The sequence below is a fragment of the Flexivirga sp. YIM B11880 genome (assembly GCF_058148645.1).
Genome location: NZ_JBMAMH010000005.1, coordinates 183537 through 207030, shown reverse-complemented (window position 1 = coordinate 207030; position 23494 = coordinate 183537). Strand labels below are relative to the sequence as shown.

Below are 23494 nucleotides of genomic sequence, written 5' to 3'. Positions count from 1 at the left end.
ATGGCCACCGCACCCACCCGCGCAAAGTCACCCGCTCGTGACGTACGCCAGCCCCGACTCGGACCACTTGGGTGGGCCCGGTGGGTATGGCGCAACCTCACCAGCATGCGCACCGCGCTCTTCCTGCTGCTGCTCCTGGCAGTGGCAGCTGTCCCCGGGTCGGTGTTTCCGCAGCGCAACATCGACGCCGGGAAAGTCACCCGGTACCTCGCAGCGCATCGAGGCAGCGGGCCATGGCTGGACCGCCTCGGCTTCTTCGACGTGTACGCCTCCCCGTGGTTCTCCGCGATCTACCTGCTGCTGTTCATCTCCTTGATCGGCTGCATTCTGCCCCGCACCCGGGTCCACCTGCGCGCGCTGACCTCCCGGCCTCCCAAACCACCACGCCGCCTGGACCGCCTTCCCGCACACACCCAGATCGTCACCGCCGTGTCAGCAGAGCAGGCATTGGGCGCGGCCCGGCAAGCGTTGCGCGGCCGGCCCGGCCGGCTCGGGAAGAGTCGCGGGCGGTTCCGCGTGCACGGCCACGACCCGGCGACCTTGTCGGCCGAAAGCGGCTACCTGCGCGAGACCGGTAACCTGGCGTTTCACGTCGGCCTGTGCCTGGTCATCGTCGGCGTGGCCATCGGTCACCTGTGGAGCTGGCGCGCCGATGTCATCGTTCCCGAAGGCAGCGGCTTCTCCACCGCACTGGGCTCGCTGGACACGTTCAGCGCCGGACCCCTGGTCGATCCGGCCGACCTGCCCTCGTTCAACCTGACGATCACCAAGATGAACGTCACCTTCGAAGACAAGGTCGGCGGCAGCCAATTCGGCAAGCCGCGCACGTTTCTCGCCGATGCCACCGTGGACACCGGCACCGGCCGCCCACACCCGGCGCAGATCGCGGTCAACAGCCCGTTGCGGATCGGCGACGCGCAAGTGTTCCTGTTGGGCAACGGGTACGCACCGGTCCTGACCGTCCGCGACGCCAAGGGCGCGGTCGTCTATCAGGAGGCCACCCCGTTCCTGCCGCAAGACGGTAACTACCTGTCCACCGGCGTCGTCAAAGTCACCACCGCCGCACCGCAGCAGCTCGGGCTGGACGGGTTGTTCCTGCCCACCGCCGACCAGAACTTCACCCGAGGACCCACCTCACTGTTCCCCGGGCTGCGCAACCCGGTCCTGGTGGCGTCGGTGTGGACCGGGAACCTGTTCCCCGGCAACGCACCCCAGTCCGTGTACACACTGAACACCAGCCAGATGAAACGGCTGACCAAGCCCAGCGGGGCGCCGCTGCTGATCCGCCTGGCCCCCGGGCAGACCGTCCAACTACCCGACGGCCGCGGCTCGATCAGCTTCGACCGGACCGTTCGCTGGGCCGGCCTGTCGGTGCGCCACACCCCCGGCAAGACCCTCACCCTGCTGGCCGCACTGGCCGCGGCCGCCGGACTGATCACCTCCCTGCTGGTCAAGCGGCGCCGCGTCTTCATCCGCGTCAGCACGCCCGACCCGAGCGCCGGGGACCAGCCGGGGACTGTCGTGGTGACCATCGGGGCATTGGCCAAGGGCACCGACCCCACCCTCACCGCCGTGGTGCAACAGCTCGCCGACCAGATCGCGCGCCTGACCGACCAGGCGCCTACTGACAGGAGACCCGGATGATCCACCCTGCCCTTGCCCCGTACGCGAACCTGGCCGTCTACACCGCCATGGGCCTGTTCACCGTCATCCTGATCTGCTTCGCCCTCTACTTGGCTGCCCGCACTAAGCCCCTGCCGAGAGCGGCGGTCGTGGCTGAGGCCCGCACGCCGGTCAGTGTGCCCGGAAGCCATCACCTGCCCGCCGTCGATGGTCACCTCGAAACCTCTGAGCAGCCGCCCCCGACAACCGCAACAGCCGACCCCGGCGATTCCAGGCACGCCCGGCAGATCGCGGCCGTCGCGGTCAACCTCACTTACCTGGGCGCCGCCTGCCTGCTAGCTGCGGTCGTGCTGCGCGGCATCACCGTGATGCGACCTCCCAACGGCAACATGTACGAGTTCACCATCGCCGCCTGCGCGGCCGCCGCCACCGTCTACGCGGCCCTGGCCAGACGCCGCCACTGGGAATGGCTCGGGGCATTCGTCACCGGATTGATCCTGGCCGCCCTGATGGCCGCCGTGTTGCTGTTCTACACCGGCGCCGCTCAGCTGCTGCCCGCGCTGCAAAGCTACTGGCTCGGCATCCACGTCACCATCGCTATCTGCGCCGTCGGGTTCTTCACGATCGCGTTCCCGCTGTCCCTGCTGCAACTGGCCCAGCGCCGCCGCAGCACCCGCCCCACCATGACCGGACACCGGCTGCTCGCAGTCGTTCCAGACGCTGAGACTCTAGAGCGCGCCGCCTACGGCATGAACATCGTCGGCTTCATCCTGTGGACCTTCACCCTCATCACCGGAGCCATCTGGGCCCAGGAAGCCTGGGGCGCCTACTGGCAGTGGGACCCCAAAGAAGTCTGGACCTTCATCGTCTGGATCGTCTTCGCCGCACACCTGCACGGCCGCGCTACCGCCGGCTGGCAATCCAAGCGCGCCACCTACATCGCCCTGGCTGGATACGTCGCCGTGGTGGCCAACTTCACCCTGGTGAACCTGTCGTCCACCTTCGCCGGCATGCACAACTACTCCGGCATGTAACGAAGACTCGATGACCCGCCCAGCACCCCCGGCCGCGATTGGCCCGGTGTCCTACCCCGCGCGAAGCTGCCCCTCGTCATCGACCAGCCTGACGGGTCAGTGCCGCTGCATGAGTAGGTCTGCCCGTCCCTGCTGCCGGAACTCCAGGACAATCATCGCGGCGATCACGATGGCGTATGCGACACGTCGACGTCGTGGGGTCCAGGCGAAGCGAAGGCCGATCCAGCGTCGCGTCACCAGGCCGACGAGGAGCCGCACCAGAGCCAATGCGGCCGCTACGGTGGCCAGGATCCCCAGTGGGTTATACCGCCACGCCGCCTGCAGATTGCCCTGAGCTGTCAGTCGCGCTGCCCTGGTACCGCCGCACAGCGGATCCATAATGCCCGCATAATGCAGTGGACTGTGAATGTCGACCGGCGGCAGGCCGAAGACGGCCATCATTACTGCGACGACCAAGCCGCCGACGCCCGTGATGCTCAGCACCAGCATCTGGTCGGGCCTGTCGATCCTCATCGAGGCGGAGGCCGCCCCCTTAGGGACAACGGATTTGAGCACCACACCTCCCACAGTAAAGGCATCCATGCACCTACTCGACTTGCCAGCCAGGATCGGCTTCTTCGTTACCCGATGCTACCGATCATCCCGATCAGGTGCCCGGAAGCGTGATGGCCCATGGACTGTCCCGATGTCGTCCAAAAAGTGGGTGAGCCGCCCCGGTCGGGCACGCCGGCTTCCGCGCCTGCTTGAGCGCCAAGGCGCTGCGGTGCGGCTAGTCAGTGCTCGGTACCCTTCTCCCGTGCGGCTACGTAGCCCACGTCATCAGCTGAGGTAGAAATCGTTGAGTAGCTACGCAGGGCGTCACCGCGCCCATTCCCCGGTGGGGCGCCATCGCGCTCAGACACGCACCCTCCTTGCCCGTCACAAGGTCGCGCTACCGGTGGTCGTTGCGGCGACGGCGTCCGCGGTGGCGGCTGGTGTCGCGGCCAGTGCCGCGCCGCTTGGCCTGATGGGCCCGCGCCAGAGCCGGCCAGCCGCGGTCGCGAACGACCGGCTGACTCTGCGAACTGCACCGCCGCAAGAGCGTTCGTCGGCCGTTGGTCGGCCCGCGGCGGCGACGGCTCGTGTCACAGCAGCACGAGACCGGGCCGCGTCCCGGGATCAGCCTCGGGATACGCCCAGCACGGCGACCGCGCCGCGACCGTCTACCGCCGGGTCAACGGCGGCTGCTGACCGCGCAACCCGACATCCCGCAGAACAGGAACACCCCGCGACAAGCAGCAGCACCAGCCGCCCACGGCCCCAATGGGTGTGCGCGATCGCCGGGTGTGGCGCGACCTTCACCTCCGGGTACGGCTCCCGGGTCTCACCCGGCGGTATCGGTTCGACGTACCACCAAGGTAACGACTTCGCCGCACCCACCGGCACACCGGTACGGGCGCTGCACGACGGCGTGGTGACCGCCGCCGGATGGAACGGCGGGGAGGGCCTGCGGGTAGCGATCGACTTCGGCAACGGCGCCAGTGCGGTCTATGCACACCTGTCCCGGCAGCTGGTCACCGTCGGCGCCCGGGTATCCGCAGGACAAGTCGTTGCCCACTCGGGTAATACCGGTCATTCCACCGGGCCGCACCTTCATTTGGAGATCCACGTCGGCGGTGCAGCGATCGACCCGATGCCCTGGCTGTGGGCACGCGGCATCTTCTAAGCACCCTTCGAATGCGCCGCCGACAATCCTCCCGGAGCGAGTGGCAACGTGAAGGTGAAGCATGCGCCGGCGCCCTCACCGCCGCTGTCCGCGGTGAGGGCACCGTGGTGGGCTCGGGCGATGGCGCGGGAGATAGTGAGTCCGATGCCGCTGCCGGTGCTGTCGCGTTCTCGCGCGAGGCTCCCGCGGTAGAAGCGTTCGAAAATGTGCGGTAGTTGGTCGGCGGGGATGCCATCGCCGGTGTCGATCACGGCAATGCGTATTGACCGTGTGTCGACGATGGTCTGGACTGTCACCCTGCCGCCGGGGGGAGTATGGCGCAGTGCGTTGATCAGCACGTTTGTCAGTGCCTGGGCGAAGCGCTGGAAGTCGACGAGAACCTCGGCGTCGGGACGGTCACCGATGGCACTGCGCAGGTCGACACCTTTGCCGGCGTACCGGGGTCGCAGGCTCTCGACCGCTGCCTGGACGACCAACTGAACTCGGGTGCGGTCGAGGACCAGACCGAGTTCGCCTTCTTCGGCACGGGATACGTCATTCAGATCCTCGGCGAGTCGGTGCAACCGAGTGATCTGGTCCCGGAAGACACGTGCCGGCTCCTGGCCCCACCCGGTGATGCCGTCGTCGAGCCCGTCGAGGTACGCCTCCAGGGTCGCGATCGGGGTGCGTAACTCGTGGGCGAGATCGGCCAAGAGCCGGTGCCGGGTGGCCTCGGTGTGTTGCAGGCGCTCGGCAACATGATTGAACGTAGCTGTCAGGGACGCCAACTCCGGACCCGCGGTCGCCGGTGTCGCCCTGGCCGTGTAGTCCCCGTCGGAGAGGCGTTCGGCGACGGCGGCCAGTTGCACCACCGGGCGAGTCAGTCGGCGTGACAGATACCAGGTGACGGCGATCGCGGCGATCAGCGCGATGAGCACGGCCATGCCGAGGGCGATCGTATTTGCGCTGGTGTAAGCGCGCTCGATGTGCCTCAGCTCGGGGGTGTTCGGCTTCTCCCCGGCCATCAGCAGATGATGATGGAACAAGGGTGGCCCGACGATCGCGGCGACTCCGGCGGCGGTGAGGGCGCCGCAGGTGACGACCAGTCCCTGTGCGAGCAGGAGCCGGGTCGCGATGCCTGGACCGCTTCCGGGCGTAGCAGGGCGTTTCATGACCTGACCATCCGATACCCGACGCCGCGCACAGTGTCGATGTACCGGGGCTCGGTCGGATCGTCGGCCAGCTTGTTGCGCAGGTGCGCGATGTGCACATCGACCACGTGCTCATCACCAACCCAGGACGGGTCCCACACCTCCTCGATGATCCGGCGACGCGAGAACGCCACTGTGGGCGAAGCCGTCAGCAGCGCCAGGATGTCGAACTCGGTGCGGGTCAGCACGACGGGCTGGCCGGCCAGGATGACGCGCCGCCCGACGGCGTCGACTGTCAATGATCCGAAGGTTCGCAGCTGCGCAAGCGACGAACCCTGTTGGCGGGGACGGCGCAGGAGGGCTTGAACGCGTGCGACCAGTTCTCGGGGGCGGAACGGTTTGGTGAGGTAGTCGTCGGCACCGACGGATAGTCCGACGATTGTGTCGACCTCTTCGCTGCGGGCGGTGAGCATCAGGATGTAGCAGTCGGTGAAGGTTCGCAGCCGCCGGCACACCTCGATGCCGTCCAGGCCGGGCAACCCCAGGTCCAGCACGATGACGTCCGGTTGCACGGCGTGAGCGGCGTCGATCGCGTCTGGGCCGGTGTGCACCAACGGTGCGGCGTACCCGGCGCGTTCCAGGTAAGAGCCCACCATGGTCGCCAGGTCCTTCTCGTCCTCGACCACCAGCACCGTTCGAGCAGCATCGACCATGCATCCATCATCACCGCCGGCACGCATCCGCTGCAGCCGGACATCAGCTGCTGGCGGTTTCTTGATCGTTTCTTCAGGGTTCAGCCGGTCTGATCACAACATCGGAGGCGCACCCTGGACGCCATGATCGGGTGGGGCGACACCGGCGTGTCCGGCTGGACGTGGGTGTTGCTGCTGGTCTGCGTTCTGACGCTCTGGGCGTTGGTGGCTTCCGCAGCCGCTCTTCTCGTACGAGATACGCACGGTCCCCGCGGCAAGACGCGGCGTCTGCTGGGTCGGCGCAGGACAGCGGTGGGTGACGGTGCGCCGCAGGAGTACGCCAAGCACTCGGGGACTGGATCGTCCGCTAAAGCAGCATCTCCCGCGGAAGGACCGGAATGAGAATCGTTCGTCGCGCCATCCGTGCGCAAGTGTCCGACAACCATCGACCGCAACGGCCGCTGTGCCAGCCGGTTCCACCTGATTCACACCAGCAAAAAGAGATCCTTCGAAGGAGAAATTCGTTGTTCCCTACCCGCGCCGCCCGTGTCCTGCTGACCGTTGCTGCCGCCGCCAGTCTGGCGGTGGTGGCCGGCTGCTCCTCGAACGCGTCCTCGTCGGCCGACTCCGGCGCTCATCACTCGTCCAGTAGCGCGATGGGTGGTATGTCGATGGGCTCCTCATCGACGCCGACGACCTCGTCCTCGTCCTCGATGGCGATGAACCACGGCGACAGTGGTCCTGTCCCGGCAGGGATGAAGCCGGCCACGAACCCCAAGTACCCGGTGGGTAGCAAGGTGATCTTGACCGCCGACCACATGGAGGGCATGAAGGGCGCGCGCGCCACCGTCGTCGGCGCGTACTCCACGTTCACCTATGCGGTCAATTTCACTCCGACCACCGGTGGTCCCATGGTCAAGGACCACAAATGGGTCGTCCAGCAGGACATCAAGGACGCCGGAAGCAAGCGGCTCGCGGACGGGACGAAAGTGGTCCTGACCGCCGACCACATGGAAGGCATGAAGGGCGCCCACGCCACCATCGCCAACTCCACCGACCAGACCGTCTACGTCGTGGACTACACCGCAGGCGGTATGACGATGAAAAACCACAAGTGGGTCGTCCAGGCCGAGATGAAACCGGCCAACTGACCGCAGGCCGCCCATCGTCACGGAGCGCGCCGCCATGCCATGGCAGGAACGTCACCTGCGGACGAGTAAGCAACCCTCAGTACATACCCCCTAGGGGTATGTGTAAGCTGGAGTCATGAACGACGCAATGAAATCACTGCAGTTGTCCCGGCGTGGCCTGTTCGGCGTCAGCCTGGCGGCCGGCGCGGGCGTGCTGGCCGCCTGCACCTCCTCTGGGCCAGGAGATGCCACGAGCAGTTCCACCGGTTCGACCTCACCGGGCACCCGGGTCTCGCCCACCGATGGTGCGGTGCAACGGACCGAGGATGCTCGCCCCGGAGGCGGGCGCACCGTGCATGCCTCACTGAGCTCAGCCCCAATGCGCGCGAGCGTCGACGGGCAGCAGGTCGGCACCTGGGGATACGGGGACCGGCTGCCCGGTCCGGTGCTGCGGTCCCGGGTCGGGGACACCCTGTCGGTCGCGCAACGCAACCGGTTGGGCGAGCCGACGGCAACGCACTTTCACGGGCTGGCATTGCGCAACAACGCAGACGGGGTGCCCGGGCTGACCCAGCCGCCGATCAAGCCTGGCGGGTCATTCACGGCCACGTTCAAGACCGCGCACCCGGGCACCTACTGGTATCACTCGCATGTGGAGCTGCAGCGAGACCGTGGCCTGTACGGCGCACTGATCATCGAGGACCCGCACGAGCCCCTCAAGTACGACCAGGAGTGGATTCTGGTCGTGGATGACTGGCTGGACGGCATCAAGGGACGCACCCCGGCCAAACAGGCCACGCAACTGGCCAAGGGAATGCCCAAAGGCCACGACATGTCGGGCATGTCCGGCATGTCGATGCCCAGCATGTCGGGGATGGGCGGCGGTGACGGCGCGACCAGCCCCTTCCTCGGCGGCGACGCCGGCGACGTCACCTACCCGGTACATCTGATCAACGGGCGTGACGCGATGCGCCCGGACACGTTGCAGGCCAAGCCCGGACAGCGCATCCGGTTGCGGGTGATCAACGCCGCCGGCGACACCGCCTATCGGGTCGGCCTGCCCGGGGTGCCGATGACACTGACGCACACCGACGGATTCCCGGTGAAGCATCAGCGGGTGGACGCGATGGTGCTGGGGATGGGCGAACGGGTCGACGCGCTCATCACCGTGCCCGACCACTCTGTTCCATTCGTGGCGCTGGCCGAGGGCAAGGGCGGCCGGACGTTCGCCGTCCTTGCGGCAGGGAGCGGTGCCCGCCCGACGATGTCAAACGTGCCGAAGAAGTTGACCGGGACGGTCATGCAGTCCGGCTCCGCGACCGCTGACCCGTCCGTGCAGCTTGCCGACCGCCCGGTCGACCAGGTCCACACGCTCGCAATGACCGGCGGGATGGCCAAGTACGACTGGGGCATCAACGGGCGGCGCTACGACGAGGCCAACCCGTTCGCGACCGCCTACGACATTCGGGCGGGACAGCGGGTGCGGATCGACTACGCGAACCACACGATGATGTGGCATCCGATGCACCTGCACGGTCACACCTTCCAGGTCGGGGCAACCGGCCCGCGCAAGGACACCGTCATCGTCAAGCCGATGCAGACGGTGTCGGTGTTCTTCGACGCGGACAACCCCGGCCAGTGGCTGACCCACTGCCACAACGCCTACCACGCGAACCGCGGGATGATGGCCGTGGTCAGCTACGTGAAGTAGCCCGGTCTGGGGAGGTTCCGGGTCCGGTGCGAGTGTTGGCGCGTGCGGGGATGAGGCGTGCGGAGTTGAGGATGAAGGCGGTCTCACTGCCGACGTGCACGAACGCCGCGAGCACCGGGGAGAGTAGGCCGACCGCGGCCAACGCAATGCCGACGAGGTCGACGGCGATGGTGCCGGCGAAGTTGAACATCACGATCCGTCGGGTGCGCCGAGCCACGTGCACGGTGCGTACCAGGTCATTCAGGTCGGAGCTGATGAGCACGATGTCGGAGCTCTCCCGGGCGATGTGGGTGCCGGAGCCCATCGCGATCCCGACCTGGGCGCGGGCCAGTGCCGGGGCGTCGTTGACGCCGTCGCCGACCATCGCAAGCCTGCGCCCGGCCGCGCGTTCGGCATCGATCGCGGCGAGCTTCTCCTCCGGCAGCAGCCCGGCCCGCACGTCGTCGATGCCGAGCTGGTCGGCGACCGCGTTCGCGGTGTTCTCCTGGTCACCGGTGATGACCATGGTCCGCAGGCCGCGGCGGTGCAGCTCGGCCACGGCGGCCTTCGCGGTGTCGCGGAGGGTGTCGGCCAGCAGGATCGTGCCCGCGTACATGCCGTCGATGCCCACGTGGACGGCGGTCGCGATGCCCTGCCCGGCCACGGCTTGTGGGGCGTCGGGAACCAGGGTCCGGTTACCGGCAACGACAGTCTTGCCGGCAACAGTCGCGGAAACGCCCCGGCCCGGGAGGTAGGAGAAGTCCTCGCACGGGCCGACGGGCAAACCCTTGTTGCGGGCGTCGGCGACGATTGCTTGCCCGAGCGGGTGCTCGGAATACGCCTCGGCTGCGGCTGCGAGCACCAGCAGGCCGTCCGGCCCGGACCCATCCGCTGTCCTGACGTCGACGACGGCGGGCGTCCCGGTGGTCAAGGTGCCGGTCTTGTCGAAGACCACGGTGTCCACGGCCGAGAGCGCCTCCAGGTGTGCGCCGTCCTTGACGAACGCCCCGGCCCGGGCAATGCGGGCGATCGCGGCCAGGACAGCCAGTGGGGTGCCGGCGGCGATGCCACAGGCGCCGGCGACCACGACGACCGCGATGGTCGAGGTCAGGTCTCGGGTGATGACATAGGTGATGGCCGCGGCAATCAGGGCGAGGTAGACCAAGTAGGCGGCGAACCGGTCTGCCAGCCGCTGCACCGGCGGCTCGGAGGACTGAGCCTTCTTGACCGCTTCGATGATCCGCCCGTAAGACGAGTCCGTGCCGACCCGTTGCGCCCGCACCTCCAGCGCGCCGATCTGGTTGATGGATCCGGCGAACACCTCGTCGCCGGCCGTGACGTCGACCGGCAACGATTCGCCGGTGATGCGCGACTGGTCGGCGGTGGACTGTCCTGCCACGACGGTGCCGTCGACCGGGATCCGGCCGCCTGGGGCGACCACGACGATGTCGTCCTCGGCCACGTCGGCGAGGGAGATCATCGTGACGTCGCTGCCTCGGCGGACCTGGACTGTTTCGGGAAGGAACGACATGAGGTCGGTCAGGGCGTCGCGGCCGCGGTCCATCGACAGGTCCTCGAGGATCTCCGCGGCCAGGACGAAGGTGGTGATCACCAGCGCGGTGACCCATTGACCGATCGCGGCCGCCGCGGCAATCGCGATGAGCATGGACAGCTCCATGCTCATCCGCCGGGCACGCACGTCCTGCCATGCCTCGGTCAGGATCGGCCAGCAGCCGCCGAGCAGCGCTGCGACCGTGACCGCCGCCGTAATCGGCCAGGGCGCTCCGGGCACGGTCAAGACCGCGACCAACACCGCGGCCGCGGCGACCAGCAGCGTGCGCACCAGGTCGGCCCGGTCGATCCTGGCCCACCACGAATCGGCCCCGCCCGGAACGGCTACTGCCCGGTCCAGCTGCTCAATGTCGGTCCGGTTCATTTGGCTGTTCGTCACTGCCGACCACTGTTCCCTTCGCTCCGCGGTTCTGCCGCGCTGCTTCGCGACCAAGCACCAGCATACATGCGCACGTGTTCATGTATTGCGGGGTTGGAGTACCGTGACAGTCGTGGGACACGGAGTGCAGGGCCAGGTGCGGCCGGCGGAGCTGGATGCGGCCACGGCGAAGACGGTTGCCGAGACGCTGCAGGCGCTGACGGCCCCGAGCCGGTTGCTGATTCTGGGCCGGCTACGGCACGGCCCGGCCACGGTGGGGCAGCTGGTCGATGCCACGGGAATGACGCAGTCTGCCGTGTCGCACCAGCTGCGCCTGCTGCGCCATCTCGGGCTGGTCGATGGTGACCGGCACGGCCGCAGCGTCACCTACAGCCTGTACGACAGTCACGTCGCCGAGTTACTCGACCAGGCGGTCTATCACACCGAGCATCTGCGGTTGGGCACCCGTGACGCCTCGCCCGACCGGACCGGCGGTGCGGTCGTGGATGCGTGAGGCCATCCGGCTCGGAATCGCGCACCCACGGGATGATGGCCGTGGTCAGCTACGTGAAGTAGCCCGGTCCCGGGCGCGGGTGAGCCTGGGTTGTCACCACGTGATGCCGGTCGATCCGATGGCCAGCACGCTGTCGGCCGCGATGCCGATCAGCAGCGCCAGGCACCCGGCGGTGACGGCTGTGGCGACCACGCACCGTGCGTCCCATCTCTGTGCCGAGGGCTCGCTGCGCGAGCCCGTCGTTTCGGCGGCTGGTGCAGCCGGTGGGCCCGGACGGGCGAACGCGGGGGCGATCCAGCGCAGGTAGTAGTAGAGGCTGGCGACAGTGTTGACGGCAGCGACGACCACCAGCCATGCCCAACCGCCGTCCCAGGTGGCGGCGAAGACGGTGAGCTTGCCGGTGAACACGCCAGTGGGCGGAGTCCCGACCAGAGCCAGCAGGCTGACCACGAGGACGCCGGCCAGGGCCGGACTATGGCGGGCCAGCCCGCGATAGTCGGCCAGGGTGGTGAACCCGGGCCGGGCGGCGACGACGGCGAACGCGCCGAGGTTGGCGGCTGCGTACGCCGCCAGATAGAGGATCAGCGCTTCCAGCGACGCCGCGCCGTCGGCGGGGTCGGCGACCACGACGACCATGAGCAGGTAGCCGACTTGGCTAATGGTGGAGTAGGCCAGCAGGCGGGCCGGATCGTTCTGGCGGAAGGCGGCCAGGTTGCCCAGGGTCATGCTAGCCGCGGCGAGGAGTGCCAGCAGCAGCCGCCAGTTGATGGCGTCGTCGGGTAGGACGAGCACGAAGCGGTACAGCGCGAGCAGCGCCCCGATCTTGGGGACGGTGGTCAGGAAGGCTGCGGCGCCGGTGGTGGCTCCTTGCACGGCGTCGGGCACCCAGAAGTGCACCGGGACCGCCCCGGCCTTGAAGAGCAGCCCGGCGAACACGGCGACCGCCCCGAGTGCGAGGGCGGCCGGTGGCGCGCCGGGAAGGTGCCGGGACAGGTCGGCATATGCGGTGGATCCGGCCAGCCCGAACAGGACCGCGATCCCGAGGAACATGACGATGCCCAGCAGCACCCCGAACAGGTAGGTCTTCAGGGCCCCTTCGGCGCCGGCGGGGTCACGGGCCCAGCCGGCGAGGGCATACAGCGGGATGGACGCCAGCAGGTAGGCCACCGCGAGCAACAGCAGGTCGGTGCTGCCTGCCAGCAGGATGGTGCCCAGACTGGCCAGCAGCACCAGGAGGGCGAACTCGCTCTCCCGGGCGCTGCCGCGGACCCGCCAGGCGGCCAGGCCCAGCACCAGCAGCGCCGCGGCGGGGACGATGAGGCGGGCGGCGAACGTGGCGGCGTCGACCGCGTAGCTGCCGGCATACAGTGTCTGCCCCGAGTCGCCGACCGCGGCGCCGGTGGCCAGCGATCCGGCAAGGGCGACGGCCGCGACCAGTTGCGCGGCCCACTGCTGCCGCTGACGGACGAACGAGCCGGTCAGCAGCGCGATCACGGCCCCGGCCAGCAGGATCAGCTCGGGGGCGAACGCGGCCGGGTCGTCGTGCGCGGTCACCGGCTGACCAGCGTGATCAAGTGGTCGGCCGCCGGCGTGACCACGCCGAGCAGGGTCTGCGGGTAGACGCCGATCAGGATCGACAGGGCCAGCAGCGGCCCGACGGACCACAACTCGCGGGCGGACAGGTCCGCGAACGTGCCGAGCTGGGTTCGTTGCGTGCCGAGGAAGAGCCGGTGGATGGCCCACAGGAACAGGCCTGCGGTGGCCACGATGCCCACGGCGGCGACCGCGGCGGCGGGCGTGGCCGGCCCGAGGCTGCCGGCGAGGATCTGGAACTCGGCGATGAAGCCGCTGAAGCCGGGTAGTCCGAGGCTGGCGAACGCCGCGATCGTGGTGAGGGCGGCGAATCGTGGTGCGGGGCCGGCCAGGCCGCCGTACCTGCCGAGGTCGTAGCTGCCGCCGCGGTCCAGCAGCACACCGGCCAGCAGGAACAAGGCGGCGGTGATCAGCCCGTGGCTGACCATCTGCACCATGGCACCGGTGACGGCGACCGACCGGGCGTGGGCGTCACCGGCAAGGCCGGCGGCGCCGAGCCCGAGCAGGATGTACCCCATGTGGTTGACGCTGGTGAAGGCGATCAGCCGTTTGAAGTTGTCCTGGGCCAGTGCCACGAGCGCACCGTAGAGGACCGAGGCCACGCCCACCCCGACGAACACCCAGGCATAGGTGCGCCATTGGTCGGGCAGCAGCGGCATCGCGATCCGCACGAAGCCGAAGGTGCCCATTTTCAGCAGGATCCCGGCCAGCACCGCCGACCCGGCCGCCGGCGCGTCGGTGTGTGCCGGCGGCAGCCAGGAGTGGAACGGCACCGTCGGGGTCTTGATCGCCAATCCGAGTGCGATCGCTGCCAGCACCAGCGGCCCGGCCGGACCCGTCCCGGTCAACGGCGGATGCGCGGCCAACTCGGCGATGTCGAAGGTGTGCGGGTCGGAGGCGACATACAGGCCGATGAACCCCAGCAGCAGGGCCAGGGACCCGGTGAAGGTGTAGAGGAAGAACAACAGCGCGGACCGGCGCCGCGCCGGGCCGTGCCCCCAGCCGGCGATGACGAAGTACATCCCGACGATCGACAGGTCGAAGAAGACGAAGAACACGATCAGGTCCAGCGCCGAGAACACCCCCAGGCTGGTGGTCTGCAGCGCCAGGAACAACGCCGCGTACGAGCGTGGCCGCTGCCGTTCGCGCAGCGAGTAGACCGCGGTCGCGGTGAACACGACCGCGGTCAGCGCCAGCAGCGGCAGGCTCAGCCCGTCGACCCCGACGTGATAGCTGGAGCCGACGCCGGGCATCCACGGCACCCGCTGGACGAACCCGAACCGGCCCGGCCGGTGGCCGTGCAGGTATGCCGCCCACATGCCGACACTGAGGCCGACGGTGACCAGCCCGGTCACCAGCCAGGCCCACAGGGCCGCCCGGTCGGGCACCCGGGCCAGCAGCAGCACCGCGGCGACCGCGGCGGGGGCGAAGATCAGCAGGGACAGCAACGGGTTACCTCGCCAACCAGACGATGAGGACGGCCACGGCCAAACCGACCGAGGCCTGCGCGTAGTACTGGTGCAGCTGCCCGGTCTGCGGCCGCAGCGCCACGCCGGCGCCCCGCCGGGCAGCAGCGACGACGCCGCGCAGCGCGCCACCGACCCCGATGTCGTCGATCGCCGCGGCGTGGTCGGCCAGCCGTCGGCCCGCGTGGCCGGTGCCGGTCACCGCCGTCTCCAAGGCGGCGTCGCCCCGGGCCAGTAGGGTGGCCAGCCGCAGCGTCGGGCGCAGCACCCCAGCGTGCGCAACCTGCTCCAGATGCAGCCAGCTGCGGGCCCATCCGGGCGCCGGTAGGCGCTGCGGCCAGCGCAGCGCGAGGCCGGTCACCAGGACCGCGAGGACGATGGAGATTGCCAGTTCCCCGACGGAGGCGGCTGTCGGCGTCGGCGCGTCCGGGTCGACCGCTGCCCACACTGCCGGGACGACCAGCACCCCGAGGCCGGCCGCACCGATCGCGAGGGGTATCAACGGGATTCGCTCGACCCAGGCGACCTGCCGGGTGCCTGCCTGCTCGGTGTCGTAGCCCGTCGGATGATCCGGCAGGCGACGCCAGATCAGGGCGAGCGCCTTGCCGGCATACGCGCTGGAAGCCACCGCGGCCGCCAAGCCGATCACGTACAACGCGATCGATTGCTCGCGGGCGGCCGCGAGGACGGACTCCTTGGTGGCCCACAGCGTCAGCGGCGGCACCCCGGCCAGGGCCAGCGCCGCGACAGTGAAGGTGACGCCGACCCACGGGTAGGCCCGCCCGGCACCGCGCAGCGCCGGCAGGGACTTGGTGCCCAGCGCGGCCAGCCAGGCCCCGGCGGCCAGGAACAGCGGCGCCTTGGTGGACGCGTGGCCGACCAGGTGCGCCAGTCCGGCACTCACAGCGCCCGGCCCGGTGGTGCCCGCCGCGAGCACCACGAACCCGAGCTGGGCGCTGGTGGACGCCGCGAGCAGCTGCTTCAGATCGTCCTGGGCGATGGCCACCGCGCCCAGCAGCAGCGCGGTCGCCGCCCCGACCCAGGCCGCGGTGGTCGCCGCCCACCCGGCGGCCAGCAGCAACGGATGCAGCCGCAGCAGCAGGTAGCCGCCCATCGCCACCATCGCGGCCGAGTGCAACAGCGCCGAGACCGGACTCGGCCCCTCCATCGCCCGGGACAGCCAGAACGAGAACGGCAGCTGAGCGGCCTTGCCGAACGCTGCCGCCAGCACTCCCGCGGCCGCAACGTGCAGCCACGGGGACGGCAGCTGCGCCAGCCGGTCCAGCGACAGCCCCGGCGTGCTGCCGGAACCGACGGCCAGGGCCGCTCCGGCGGCGAGGTAGAGCCCGACGTCGCCGGCGCGGGTGACCACGAACGCGGTGGTGCCGGAGCCGACCGCCACCTCGCGCCGCCAGTCGAACGCGATCAGCGCGTAACTGGTGGCGCCCATCACCTCCCACGCCATCAGCAGACCGAGCAGCGTGGTGGCCGTGGCAGTGACGAGGACGGCGGCGACGAAGACCAGCATCAGCCCGAAGAAGCGGGACCGGTGGTGCCGGATTGCGCCGGCCGAGAAGACCAGCACCAGCAGGCTGACCGCGGCCACCGTGACGACGACGACGGCGGATAGCCCGTCGACCGCCAGGGTGAGCGGGTCGCCGGCCAGGAACGGCGCTGACGCGGCCGGCCGGACGGCTGCGGCGGCAACGCCCAGGCCGAGCACTCCGGCGGCGACCAGGATCCCGACCGCGGGCGTCGCCCGCTCGACGGCCCGGGCCAGCAATCTCGGACCGAGCGGTGCCGCCAGCAGGCCCGCCCCGGCCAGAGCGGGCAGCAGCACCAGCGCCCACAGCAGCGCGCTCACCGTTTCAGCTCCGCGGCCATGTCGGTCATGTCGACGTCGCTGGCCCGGAACAGCAGGGTGGCCACGGCGAAGCCCATGGCCATCTCGACGGTCATCGCGGAGATGACGACCAGCAGCAGCACCTGACCGTCCGGCGCCGAGGGCGCCAGGAAGTACCAGAACGCCGCGGCGGCGACGATGACGGCGTTGACCATCAGTTCCAGCCCCATCATCACCATCACGACCGACTGCTGGCTGAGCGCGCCGAACAGGCCGACGGAGAACAGGGCAGCCGCCAGCAGCAGGAACAACTGCAGCGTCATCGGCCGGCCTCCCCGCGATCGGCGCGGTCATCGGTCTGGTGGTAGCGGCCGTGCGGGACGGCGAGCACGAGCGCGGAGACGATGGTGGCGAACAGTACGGCCGAGATGCCGACCATGACGGGCATCTGCGGGCCCATGATCGCCTCGCCGATCATCCGGGTCGGATCGGCGGGCACGACGCCCCGCCGCGCCGGCCACGGCACCAGCACCGCACCCGCGCCCAGCAGCACGAACGTGCCGGCCGCGATGACCAGCGCGCCGCGCTTGTTGTGCAGCATCGACATCGGCATCAACCCGGCCGGGTTCATCATGAACATGACCATGAAGACGACCATGATCGCCATCTCCATGACCATCATCAAGATGGTGACCACGCCCAGGTAGTCCAGCGTGAGCAGGATGAGCTCCCCACCGACGGCCACGAACGACGCGGCCAGCGCGAACGTCGCCCTCGCCATGGAATCGACCACGAAGACCGCGACGCCGGAGGCGATCGCAATCACGGCCAGCACGATGAACACCGCGAGAGTCACGATCCACCTCCGGCCGCGGCCAGCACCGACACCACAAGCAGCTGCGCGAGCACCAGCGGCAACACCACCAGCCACGCCAGGCGCATGAGCCGGTCCGGGCGCCATACCGGCATCCGGTGGCGCATCGCCAACAACACGGCCAGCACCGCAGCGCTCTTCAGCAGGGTCCACAACCAGGCAGGCAGCAGCGGGCCTGCCCCGCCACCCAGGAACAGCGCCACGGTCATCGCCGACCCGACGACCAGCAGGGCGTACTGCCCCCACCGCAGCAGCAGCCGGGCCGGTCCGGACTGCTCGACCAGTAGGCCGCCGGCGATGTCCGCTCCGGCCGGGTGCGCGAAGGGACCCCACGCGCTGAACGCCGCCACCGACCCGGCGAACACCACTGCGGCCAGCGGCATCTGCACAATGAACCACCTACCTTGCTGGGCGGCCACGATCTGCGGCACCGACAGGCTGCTGGCGGCGACCGCGGGCGCCGTGAGAGCGAACATCAACGGCAACTCGTAGGCCAGTGCCTGGGCCAGGAACCGGTAGCCGCCGACCAGGGAATACACACTGTTCGGGCCCCACCCGGCCAGCCACCATCCCGCCCACAGCAGCACGTCCATCGCGTTGAACCACACCAGTCCCACACCCAGGTCGCTCACCACCGCGGAGCCGAGCGGGACGACTGGCGCCATCATCACCGCCACCAGTAACGGGGTGAGTACACCGATGCCCCACAGCAACCGGTCCGGTGCCGTCGTCGACCGCCGCTGAGCCAGCAGCAACCGGGATGCCTCATACACCGGGCGCAGTACCCGTCTCCTCAGAGACACCGGGCCGCGCCGCGGGTCGAGTACCGCGTCCAGTGAGCCGGCCACCACCGCCGCCGACAGCACAATGGCGACCGCGGGCAGCACCGACCAGGCCGATGCCTGCTGGACCAGGCCTGTCATGCGACGTGCCCCTCGTGCTGGTGACCGCCCGCGTGCATGTCGTGCATGTTGTGAGGGCTTGCGCCGTGATCGCCGGTCTCTGCGTGTCGCGCGTGCGTCTCCTGGTCGCCGGTGGCCGGGGTGCCGTGCAGGTCGTCAGGGTCGGGATCCAGGCTCGCCATGACCAGCCGTGCGTCGGTCAGGTCCAGCCCGGGCATCAGGTGGGCGGCGGCCGCCACCAAGGCGTCCGAGGCGTGGCCCGGTGTGCCGCGGGGGCCTTCGGCCGGCGCTACCGGCCGGCCGTCCAGTGCCAGTTCTGCCTCCGTCAGCCAGGTCTGCAACCGCGCCCACGCGTCGCCACCATCGGCTGTCGCCCGTGCGGACGGGCCCGACAGGCCGAACCGGCTGATGTCGCCCGCGTCAAGGCGGCCCAGCCCAGCCAGCGACCGTCGCAGGACCCGCGAGCGGTTCATCCGTTGGTGCAGGCGGCGCAGCTCAGTTCCCGCGTCGGCGCCCAACTCCTGCGTCGCAGTGAGGAGTACGTCGCGCTGCCCGCGGGCTTGATCCGCGGCGCCGGACCAGCTAGCGACCTCCAGCAGCCGGCCGACCGAGTCCAGATGCGCTGCCGCGCGACGTCGACAGATAACCGCGTCGTCGCCGTCGACCGTCCAGAAGCTGGCCGAGTCACCGGAACCGGTCAGCACCTGCACCGCTGCGGTTTGGACCACGTCGCCCTGCAACTCGACGACCATCACCAGCGCGGACGGCCAGGCCGGCAGCACCGGCCCCAGCGCGACATGGAGCACATCCAGTTTCAGGCCGTCTCGGTCCGGCGCCCGGTCGGCCATCATCAGCCCGCCGGGCATCTGCATGCCGCCGTGGTCATGCCCACCATGGCCGCCGTTCTTGTGACCACCCTGATCGTGTCCCTGATGGCCCTGCCCTTCATGGGCGCCGTGCCCATTGCCGCCGTCGTCATGGTCGCCGTGCTCGTGCCCCTCGTGGACGTCGTGCTCGCTGATGGGCTCGGCCGGTCTGGTCGGTTGCTCGACCCCTGCGTCGGGGGTGCTGGCCAGCCGACGGATTGCCTGGGCCAGCGCGGGCGCCGCGCCGGCTGCGTCGGGCACGTCGATGCGGATCTTCGGGGCAGGGATCTGGCTCCACAGCACGTCGGCGGCGTCCGCCAGCTCACCGCGAGGAGAGCCGGCCACGGCCAGCACGTCCCCATCGGCAGGCTCACCGGTGAGCACACCACCGAGCGCGCGGACCTGCGCTTCGACGGCCAGCCGCGCGGCAGTGCCACCGGGCGCCGTCACCAGCAGCACATGTGGCCGGCCCACGGCCCACCGCGCGAGCCGACGCCGGGCAGTGGTTCTCAGGCCCATCGCAGTGCGCCCTCCCGCCATGCGTAGACGACCCCCGCCATCAGCAGCCCGAGGAAGACGAACATCTCGACCACCGCACCCGCGCCCATCTGCGCAACCACCAGCGCCCAGGCGTACATGAACAGCATCTCCACGTCGAATGCCAGGAACAGCAACGTGACGGTGTACCAGCGCACGTGATAGCGAGACAGCGCATGCTCCATCGGCCGGCCGCCCGACAGGTACGGCGTCACGGGCTCGCCCGGCGCGCCCACCGTCAGGAGGCGGTGGCCAAGCAGGACCACGACCACGACGAGCAGCCCCAGACCCAAGGCCGCCAGGATGCTGACGAAGTCGCCCACCGCATGCTCCTTCCGTATCCGCCGATCGTCCCAGTTGCCGCGCAGTCCATGCACTCTTTCGACTGTCGCGATTCTCGAAGCCCGCCTTACCCTAGGGGGGTAAGGTATTGTTCCGCAACGAGGGAATACCCCATTGGGGTATGACGTTGATGCAGATATCCACACCACGAAGGGGCTGACCATGACCCAGACAGATGCCGCTACCGGCGTCACGCCACTTACCGACCTGTCCGAGCACAGTTACATCGCGAACCAGACCAAGGGTCAGTACCTGAAGCGGCTGCGGCGCATCGAAGGACAGGCGCGCGGTCTGCAGCGGATGGTCGAGGAAGAGCAGTACTGCATCGACATCCTCACCCAGGTCTCGGCAATGACCAAGGCCCTACAGGGGCTGGGGCTCGGCCTGCTGGACGAACACATGGCGCACTGCGTCGTCAACGCAGCCCGCCAGGGCGGCCCGGAGGCGGAACAAAAGCTCAAGGAGGCATCCGACGCCATCGCGCGAATGGTCCGCAGCTGAACGAAACATGGCACAGCCCCCAGCCGACACCTGGCCACCGCTTCGAGGCGTGCCGGGCACCTGAAGTCGTACCACCCATACAGATTCTCGAGAGGAACCAATCATCATGTGCACTTCCTGCAACTGCGGCACCCAGACCACCGACACCACCGCGCCGGTGGCGATCGGTGCGGCGCAAGCGTCCTACACGGTCACGGGGATGACGTGCGGGCACTGTGTCGCATCAGTGACCGAGGAGGTCACCGCCATCGACGGCGTCCGCGACGTGGTCGTCGACCTGCCCACCGGCACGCTGAGCTTCGCCTCCGACCAACCCGTTCCCCGCGACGCGGTCGAGACTGCCGTCCGCGAGGCCGGCTACACCCTTGCCTGAGCGCCACTCGGCGGGCTGAGCCGTCCGCCATCACAACGCGGGCTCAGGTACCGAATGCAATACAAGACGAAGGACGAGCTGATGAGCACCACCACTGACTCGCCGGCAACCACCGCCACGGAGGCGGCGGTCCCCGGCCATGTCTCACGAGGCACGGATGTCGAGCTACTGCTGACCGGGATGACCTGTGCCTCCTGCGCCAACCGCATCGAGCGCAAGCTCAACAAGCTCGACGGCGTGACCGCCACGGTCAACTACGCGACGGAGAAGGCCAAGGTCACCTACGCCGACAGCGTCACCACCGATGACCTGGTCGCCACCGTCGAGGCGGCAGGGTATGGCGCCAGGCTTCCCGAGCCGCCGAAGGAAACAACAGACGAGGACAACGACGCCAACACCGAGGACTCCGAAGCAGATTCGGCCCTGCACGACCTGCGCACCCGGCTGATCGTCTCCGCCATACTCTCCGTGCCGGTGGTCGCGATGGCGATGGTTCCGGCCTTGCAGTTCGACAACTGGCAGTGGCTGTCGCTGACGCTCGCCGCGCCGGTCGTGGTGTGGGGCGCCCTGCCCTTCCACCGGGCGACCTGGACCAACCTGAAGCACGGGGCGGCGACCATGGACACGCTGGTGTCGATGGGCACGCTCGCGGCGTTCGCCTGGTCGGTCTACGCGCTTTTCTGGGGCGATGCCGGGATGCCGGGCATGCGCCACGGCTTCGAGCTGACCATCCAGCGCAGCGACGGCACCTCCAACATCTACTTCGAAGCCGCGGCCGGGGTGATCACCTTCCTCCTGCTCGGCCGCTACCTGGAGCACCGCTCCAAGCGCAACGCCGGTGCGGCGCTGCGCGCGCTGCTCAACCTGGGCGCCCGCGACGTCGCCGTGCTGCGTGATGGCGTCGAGCAACGGATCCCGGTGTCGCAGTTGAGTGTTGACGACCGCTTCGTCGTCCGGCCGGGCGAGAAGATCGCGACCGACGGTGTCGTGGAGGAGGGCCGTTCCGCCGTCGACGCGTCGATGCTCACCGGAGAGTCCGTCCCGGTCGAGGTGGCCGCCGGCGACGACGTGGTCGGTGCGACCGTCAACGCCGCCGGCCGCCTGGTGGTCCGTGCCACCCGGGTCGGCTCCGACACCCAGCTCGCCCAGATGGCCAAGCTCGTCGAGGACGCCCAGACCGGCAAGGCCGCCGTGCAACGGCTCGCCGACCGGATCTCCGGCATCTTCGTGCCGGTCGTGATCGCCATCGCTTTCGGCACGTTCGTGGTCTGGCTGGTCACGGGTGCCGGTGCCGCCGGCGCGCTCACGGCGGCGGTCGCCGTGCTGATCGTCGCCTGCCCGTGCGCCCTTGGCCTGGCCACGCCTACCGCACTGATGGTCGGCACCGGCCGAGGCGCCCAGCTCGGCATACTCATCAAGGGACCGGAGGTGCTGGAGCAGACCCGCTCCGTCGACACGATCGTGCTGGACAAGACCGGCACCGTCACCACCGGCGAGATGACGCTCGCCAGCACCCACGTCGCCGACGGCGAGGACGCGGCGCAGGCGTTGCGTATGGCGGGCGCCCTCGAGGACGCCTCCGAGCACCCGATCGCCCGCGCCATCGCCGACGCTGCCCGCGAAGCCGGAGCGCTCGGCACCGTCGGGGACTTCGCCAACGTCGAGGGCCTGGGCGTGCAGGGCATCGTCGATGGGCACGCGGTGCTCGTCGGGCGCCCGCAACTGCTCGAGCAGTGGTCGCAACACCTCGATGCCGACCTGCAGGCGGCGTTCGACGACGCGCAGGACCGGGGTCAGACCGCGGTGGCCGTCGGCTGGGACGGGCAGGCGCGTGCGGTGCTGGTCGTCGCCGACCGGGTGAAGGACACCTCCGCCGAAGCGATCGCCCAGCTGCACGGGCTCGGGCTGCGACCGATCCTGCTCACCGGCGACAACGAGCGGGTCGCCCGCACCGTCGCCGGGCAGGTGGGCATCAACGCGGCAGATGTCATCGCCGAGGTGCTGCCCGGCGACAAGGTCGAGGTGGTCAAGCGGCTGCAGTCGCAGGGCCGGGTCGTGGCCATGGTCGGTGACGGCGTCAACGACGCGGCGGCCCTCGCCCAGGCCGACCTGGGCCTGGCGATGGGCACCGGCACCGACGTGGCCATCGAGGCCAGCGACATCACCCTGGTCCGCGGCGACCTGCGGGTCGCGGCGGACGCCATCCGGCTGTCGCGCAAGACGCTCGGCGTCATCAAGAGCAACCTGTTCTGGGCGTTCGGCTACAACGTGATCGCGATCCCGATCGCCGCCGCCGGGCTGCTCAACCCGATGCTCGCGGGCGCCGCGATGGCGTTCTCGTCCGTGTCGGTTGTCTCGAACAGTCTGCGGTTGAAGGGATTTCGATCGTCACTATGAGAATCACGGGATCACTCGCGGGCCCTTCGCACCACCCGGTCGCGGCGCAGAGGGCCCGCGCCCTGGGATGGTGGGCAGCGGCCTGCCTAGCACGCTGCGCGATGCGAGCACTCACCAAACACCACGAAAGCTGATGGCCACGCCCGGGCGCCCAGTGGGATCATCTGTATCCAGCACGCCAGGTCAATCAAGCGACCCTGGCCAGAGCGTTCATCGGTACGAGTGGCGGGTGGGTTGGATCAGCTCGCTTCGATGAGTACGGGCGGCAAGCTGCTCGACGTGTTCGATGGTCGGGACTAGATCTCGGGACTGATGGTCGCCTCGCGGAATTTAGCGGACCAGAACGGAGACG

21 protein-coding genes are annotated in these 23494 nt (G+C 69.3%); 9 read left to right on the top strand and 12 right to left on the bottom strand.

Annotated elements, in window-relative coordinates; genetic code table 11:
• Complete coding sequence (gene resB / locus ACN8HC_RS10150) at nucleotides 1-1644, top strand: cytochrome c biogenesis protein ResB (RefSeq protein ID WP_490074707.1); 1644 nt, start codon at nucleotides 1-3, stop codon at nucleotides 1642-1644.
• Nucleotides 1641-2657: a c-type cytochrome biogenesis protein CcsB gene (gene ccsB / locus ACN8HC_RS10145; protein WP_490074706.1), complete on the top strand. Its 1017-nt coding sequence runs from the start codon at nucleotides 1641-1643 to the stop codon at nucleotides 2655-2657. The genes resB and ccsB overlap by 4 nt, the downstream gene beginning before the upstream one ends.
• A gap of 96 nt (nucleotides 2658-2753) precedes the next feature.
• Here ccsB and ACN8HC_RS10140 read toward each other — a convergent pair whose 3' ends face one another.
• Entirely contained in the window at nucleotides 2754-3215 is a 462-nt protein-coding gene (locus ACN8HC_RS10140; RefSeq protein ID WP_490074705.1) for a DUF2752 domain-containing protein, read from the bottom strand.
• A 748-nt stretch (nucleotides 3216-3963) separates the two neighbouring features.
• Between ACN8HC_RS10140 and ACN8HC_RS10135 the strand changes: the two genes are divergently transcribed.
• Nucleotides 3964-4362: a M23 family metallopeptidase gene (locus tag ACN8HC_RS10135; RefSeq protein WP_490074704.1), complete on the top strand. Its 399-nt coding sequence runs from the start codon at nucleotides 3964-3966 to the stop codon at nucleotides 4360-4362.
• Here the strand turns inward: ACN8HC_RS10135 and ACN8HC_RS10130 are convergent.
• Complete coding sequence (locus tag ACN8HC_RS10130; RefSeq protein WP_490074703.1) at nucleotides 4359-5513, bottom strand: sensor histidine kinase; 1155 nt, start codon at nucleotides 5511-5513, stop codon at nucleotides 4359-4361. The two genes, ACN8HC_RS10135 and ACN8HC_RS10130, sit on opposite strands and share 4 nt — an antisense overlap.
• Nucleotides 5510-6205, bottom strand: a complete 696-nt coding sequence (locus ACN8HC_RS10125) for a response regulator (protein ID WP_490074702.1) — start codon at nucleotides 6203-6205, stop codon at nucleotides 5510-5512. The genes ACN8HC_RS10130 and ACN8HC_RS10125 overlap by 4 nt, the downstream gene beginning before the upstream one ends.
• A 503-nt stretch (nucleotides 6206-6708) precedes the next feature.
• On the opposite strand from ACN8HC_RS10125, the gene ACN8HC_RS10120 reads away from it, so the two are divergent.
• Nucleotides 6709-7335 carry a YdhK family protein gene (locus ACN8HC_RS10120; protein WP_490074701.1) on the top strand — a complete coding sequence of 209 codons (627 nt, stop codon included), beginning with the start codon at nucleotides 6709-6711 and terminating at the stop codon, nucleotides 7333-7335.
• 115 nt (nucleotides 7336-7450) lie between these two features.
• Nucleotides 7451-9025, top strand: a complete 1575-nt coding sequence (locus ACN8HC_RS10115) for a multicopper oxidase family protein (protein WP_490074700.1) — start codon at nucleotides 7451-7453, stop codon at nucleotides 9023-9025.
• Here the strand turns inward: ACN8HC_RS10115 and ACN8HC_RS10110 are convergent.
• Nucleotides 9009-10955: a heavy metal translocating P-type ATPase gene (locus ACN8HC_RS10110; protein ID WP_490074699.1), complete on the bottom strand. Its 1947-nt coding sequence runs from the start codon at nucleotides 10953-10955 to the stop codon at nucleotides 9009-9011. The two genes, ACN8HC_RS10115 and ACN8HC_RS10110, sit on opposite strands and share 17 nt — an antisense overlap.
• Before the next feature lie 112 nt (nucleotides 10956-11067).
• Here ACN8HC_RS10110 and ACN8HC_RS10105 point away from each other — a divergent pair, with 112 nt between their 5' ends.
• Entirely contained in the window at nucleotides 11068-11448 is a 381-nt protein-coding gene (locus ACN8HC_RS10105) for an ArsR/SmtB family transcription factor (protein WP_490074698.1), read from the top strand.
• Nucleotides 11449-11541: 93 nt separating this feature from the next.
• Here ACN8HC_RS10105 and ACN8HC_RS10100 read toward each other — a convergent pair whose 3' ends face one another.
• The 8 genes from ACN8HC_RS10100 to ACN8HC_RS10065 are packed head-to-tail and all read right to left on the bottom strand — an operon-like array spanning nucleotide 11542 to nucleotide 19852.
• Nucleotides 11542-13002, bottom strand: coding sequence for an NADH-quinone oxidoreductase subunit N (locus ACN8HC_RS10100; protein WP_490074697.1), 1461 nt, complete (start codon nucleotides 13000-13002; stop codon nucleotides 11542-11544).
• Nucleotides 12999-14489 (bottom strand): complex I subunit 4 family protein, encoded by a 1491-nt coding sequence (locus ACN8HC_RS10095; RefSeq protein WP_490074696.1) that lies wholly within the window; start codon nucleotides 14487-14489, stop codon nucleotides 12999-13001. The genes ACN8HC_RS10100 and ACN8HC_RS10095 overlap by 4 nt, the downstream gene beginning before the upstream one ends.
• Nucleotides 14490-14493: 4 nt before the next feature.
• Entirely contained in the window at nucleotides 14494-16371 is a 1878-nt protein-coding gene (locus ACN8HC_RS10090; RefSeq protein ID WP_490074695.1) for a proton-conducting transporter transmembrane domain-containing protein, read from the bottom strand.
• Nucleotides 16368-16673 (bottom strand): NADH-quinone oxidoreductase subunit NuoK, encoded by a 306-nt coding sequence (locus ACN8HC_RS10085; protein WP_440283724.1) that lies wholly within the window; start codon nucleotides 16671-16673, stop codon nucleotides 16368-16370. The genes ACN8HC_RS10090 and ACN8HC_RS10085 overlap by 4 nt, the downstream gene beginning before the upstream one ends.
• Entirely contained in the window at nucleotides 16670-17206 is a 537-nt protein-coding gene (locus ACN8HC_RS10080) for an NADH-quinone oxidoreductase subunit J (protein ID WP_440283725.1), read from the bottom strand. Before ACN8HC_RS10080 ends, ACN8HC_RS10085 begins: the two co-directional genes overlap by 4 nt.
• Complete coding sequence (locus ACN8HC_RS10075) at nucleotides 17203-18147, bottom strand: complex I subunit 1 family protein (RefSeq protein WP_490074694.1); 945 nt, start codon at nucleotides 18145-18147, stop codon at nucleotides 17203-17205. The genes ACN8HC_RS10080 and ACN8HC_RS10075 overlap by 4 nt, the downstream gene beginning before the upstream one ends.
• Nucleotides 18144-19466, bottom strand: coding sequence for a hypothetical protein (locus ACN8HC_RS10070; protein WP_440283727.1), 1323 nt, complete (start codon nucleotides 19464-19466; stop codon nucleotides 18144-18146). Before ACN8HC_RS10070 ends, ACN8HC_RS10075 begins: the two co-directional genes overlap by 4 nt.
• A 35-nt stretch (nucleotides 19467-19501) precedes the next feature.
• Nucleotides 19502-19852: an NADH-quinone oxidoreductase subunit A gene (locus ACN8HC_RS10065; RefSeq protein ID WP_440283728.1), complete on the bottom strand. Its 351-nt coding sequence runs from the start codon at nucleotides 19850-19852 to the stop codon at nucleotides 19502-19504.
• 181 nt (nucleotides 19853-20033) lie between these two features.
• Between ACN8HC_RS10065 and ACN8HC_RS10060 the strand changes: the two genes are divergently transcribed.
• The 3 genes from ACN8HC_RS10060 (at nucleotide 20034) to ACN8HC_RS10050 (ending at nucleotide 23142) form a co-directional block, all read left to right on the top strand.
• Nucleotides 20034-20372, top strand: a complete 339-nt coding sequence (locus ACN8HC_RS10060) for a metal-sensitive transcriptional regulator (RefSeq protein ID WP_440283729.1) — start codon at nucleotides 20034-20036, stop codon at nucleotides 20370-20372.
• Between the two features lie 106 nt (nucleotides 20373-20478).
• Nucleotides 20479-20745, top strand: a complete 267-nt coding sequence (locus ACN8HC_RS10055) for a heavy-metal-associated domain-containing protein (protein WP_490074693.1) — start codon at nucleotides 20479-20481, stop codon at nucleotides 20743-20745.
• A gap of 81 nt (nucleotides 20746-20826) precedes the next feature.
• On the top strand, nucleotides 20827-23142 hold the full coding sequence (locus ACN8HC_RS10050; RefSeq protein WP_490074692.1) for a heavy metal translocating P-type ATPase: 2316 nt from the start codon (nucleotides 20827-20829) through the stop codon (nucleotides 23140-23142).
• Nucleotides 23143-23494 lie beyond the last annotated feature (352 nt).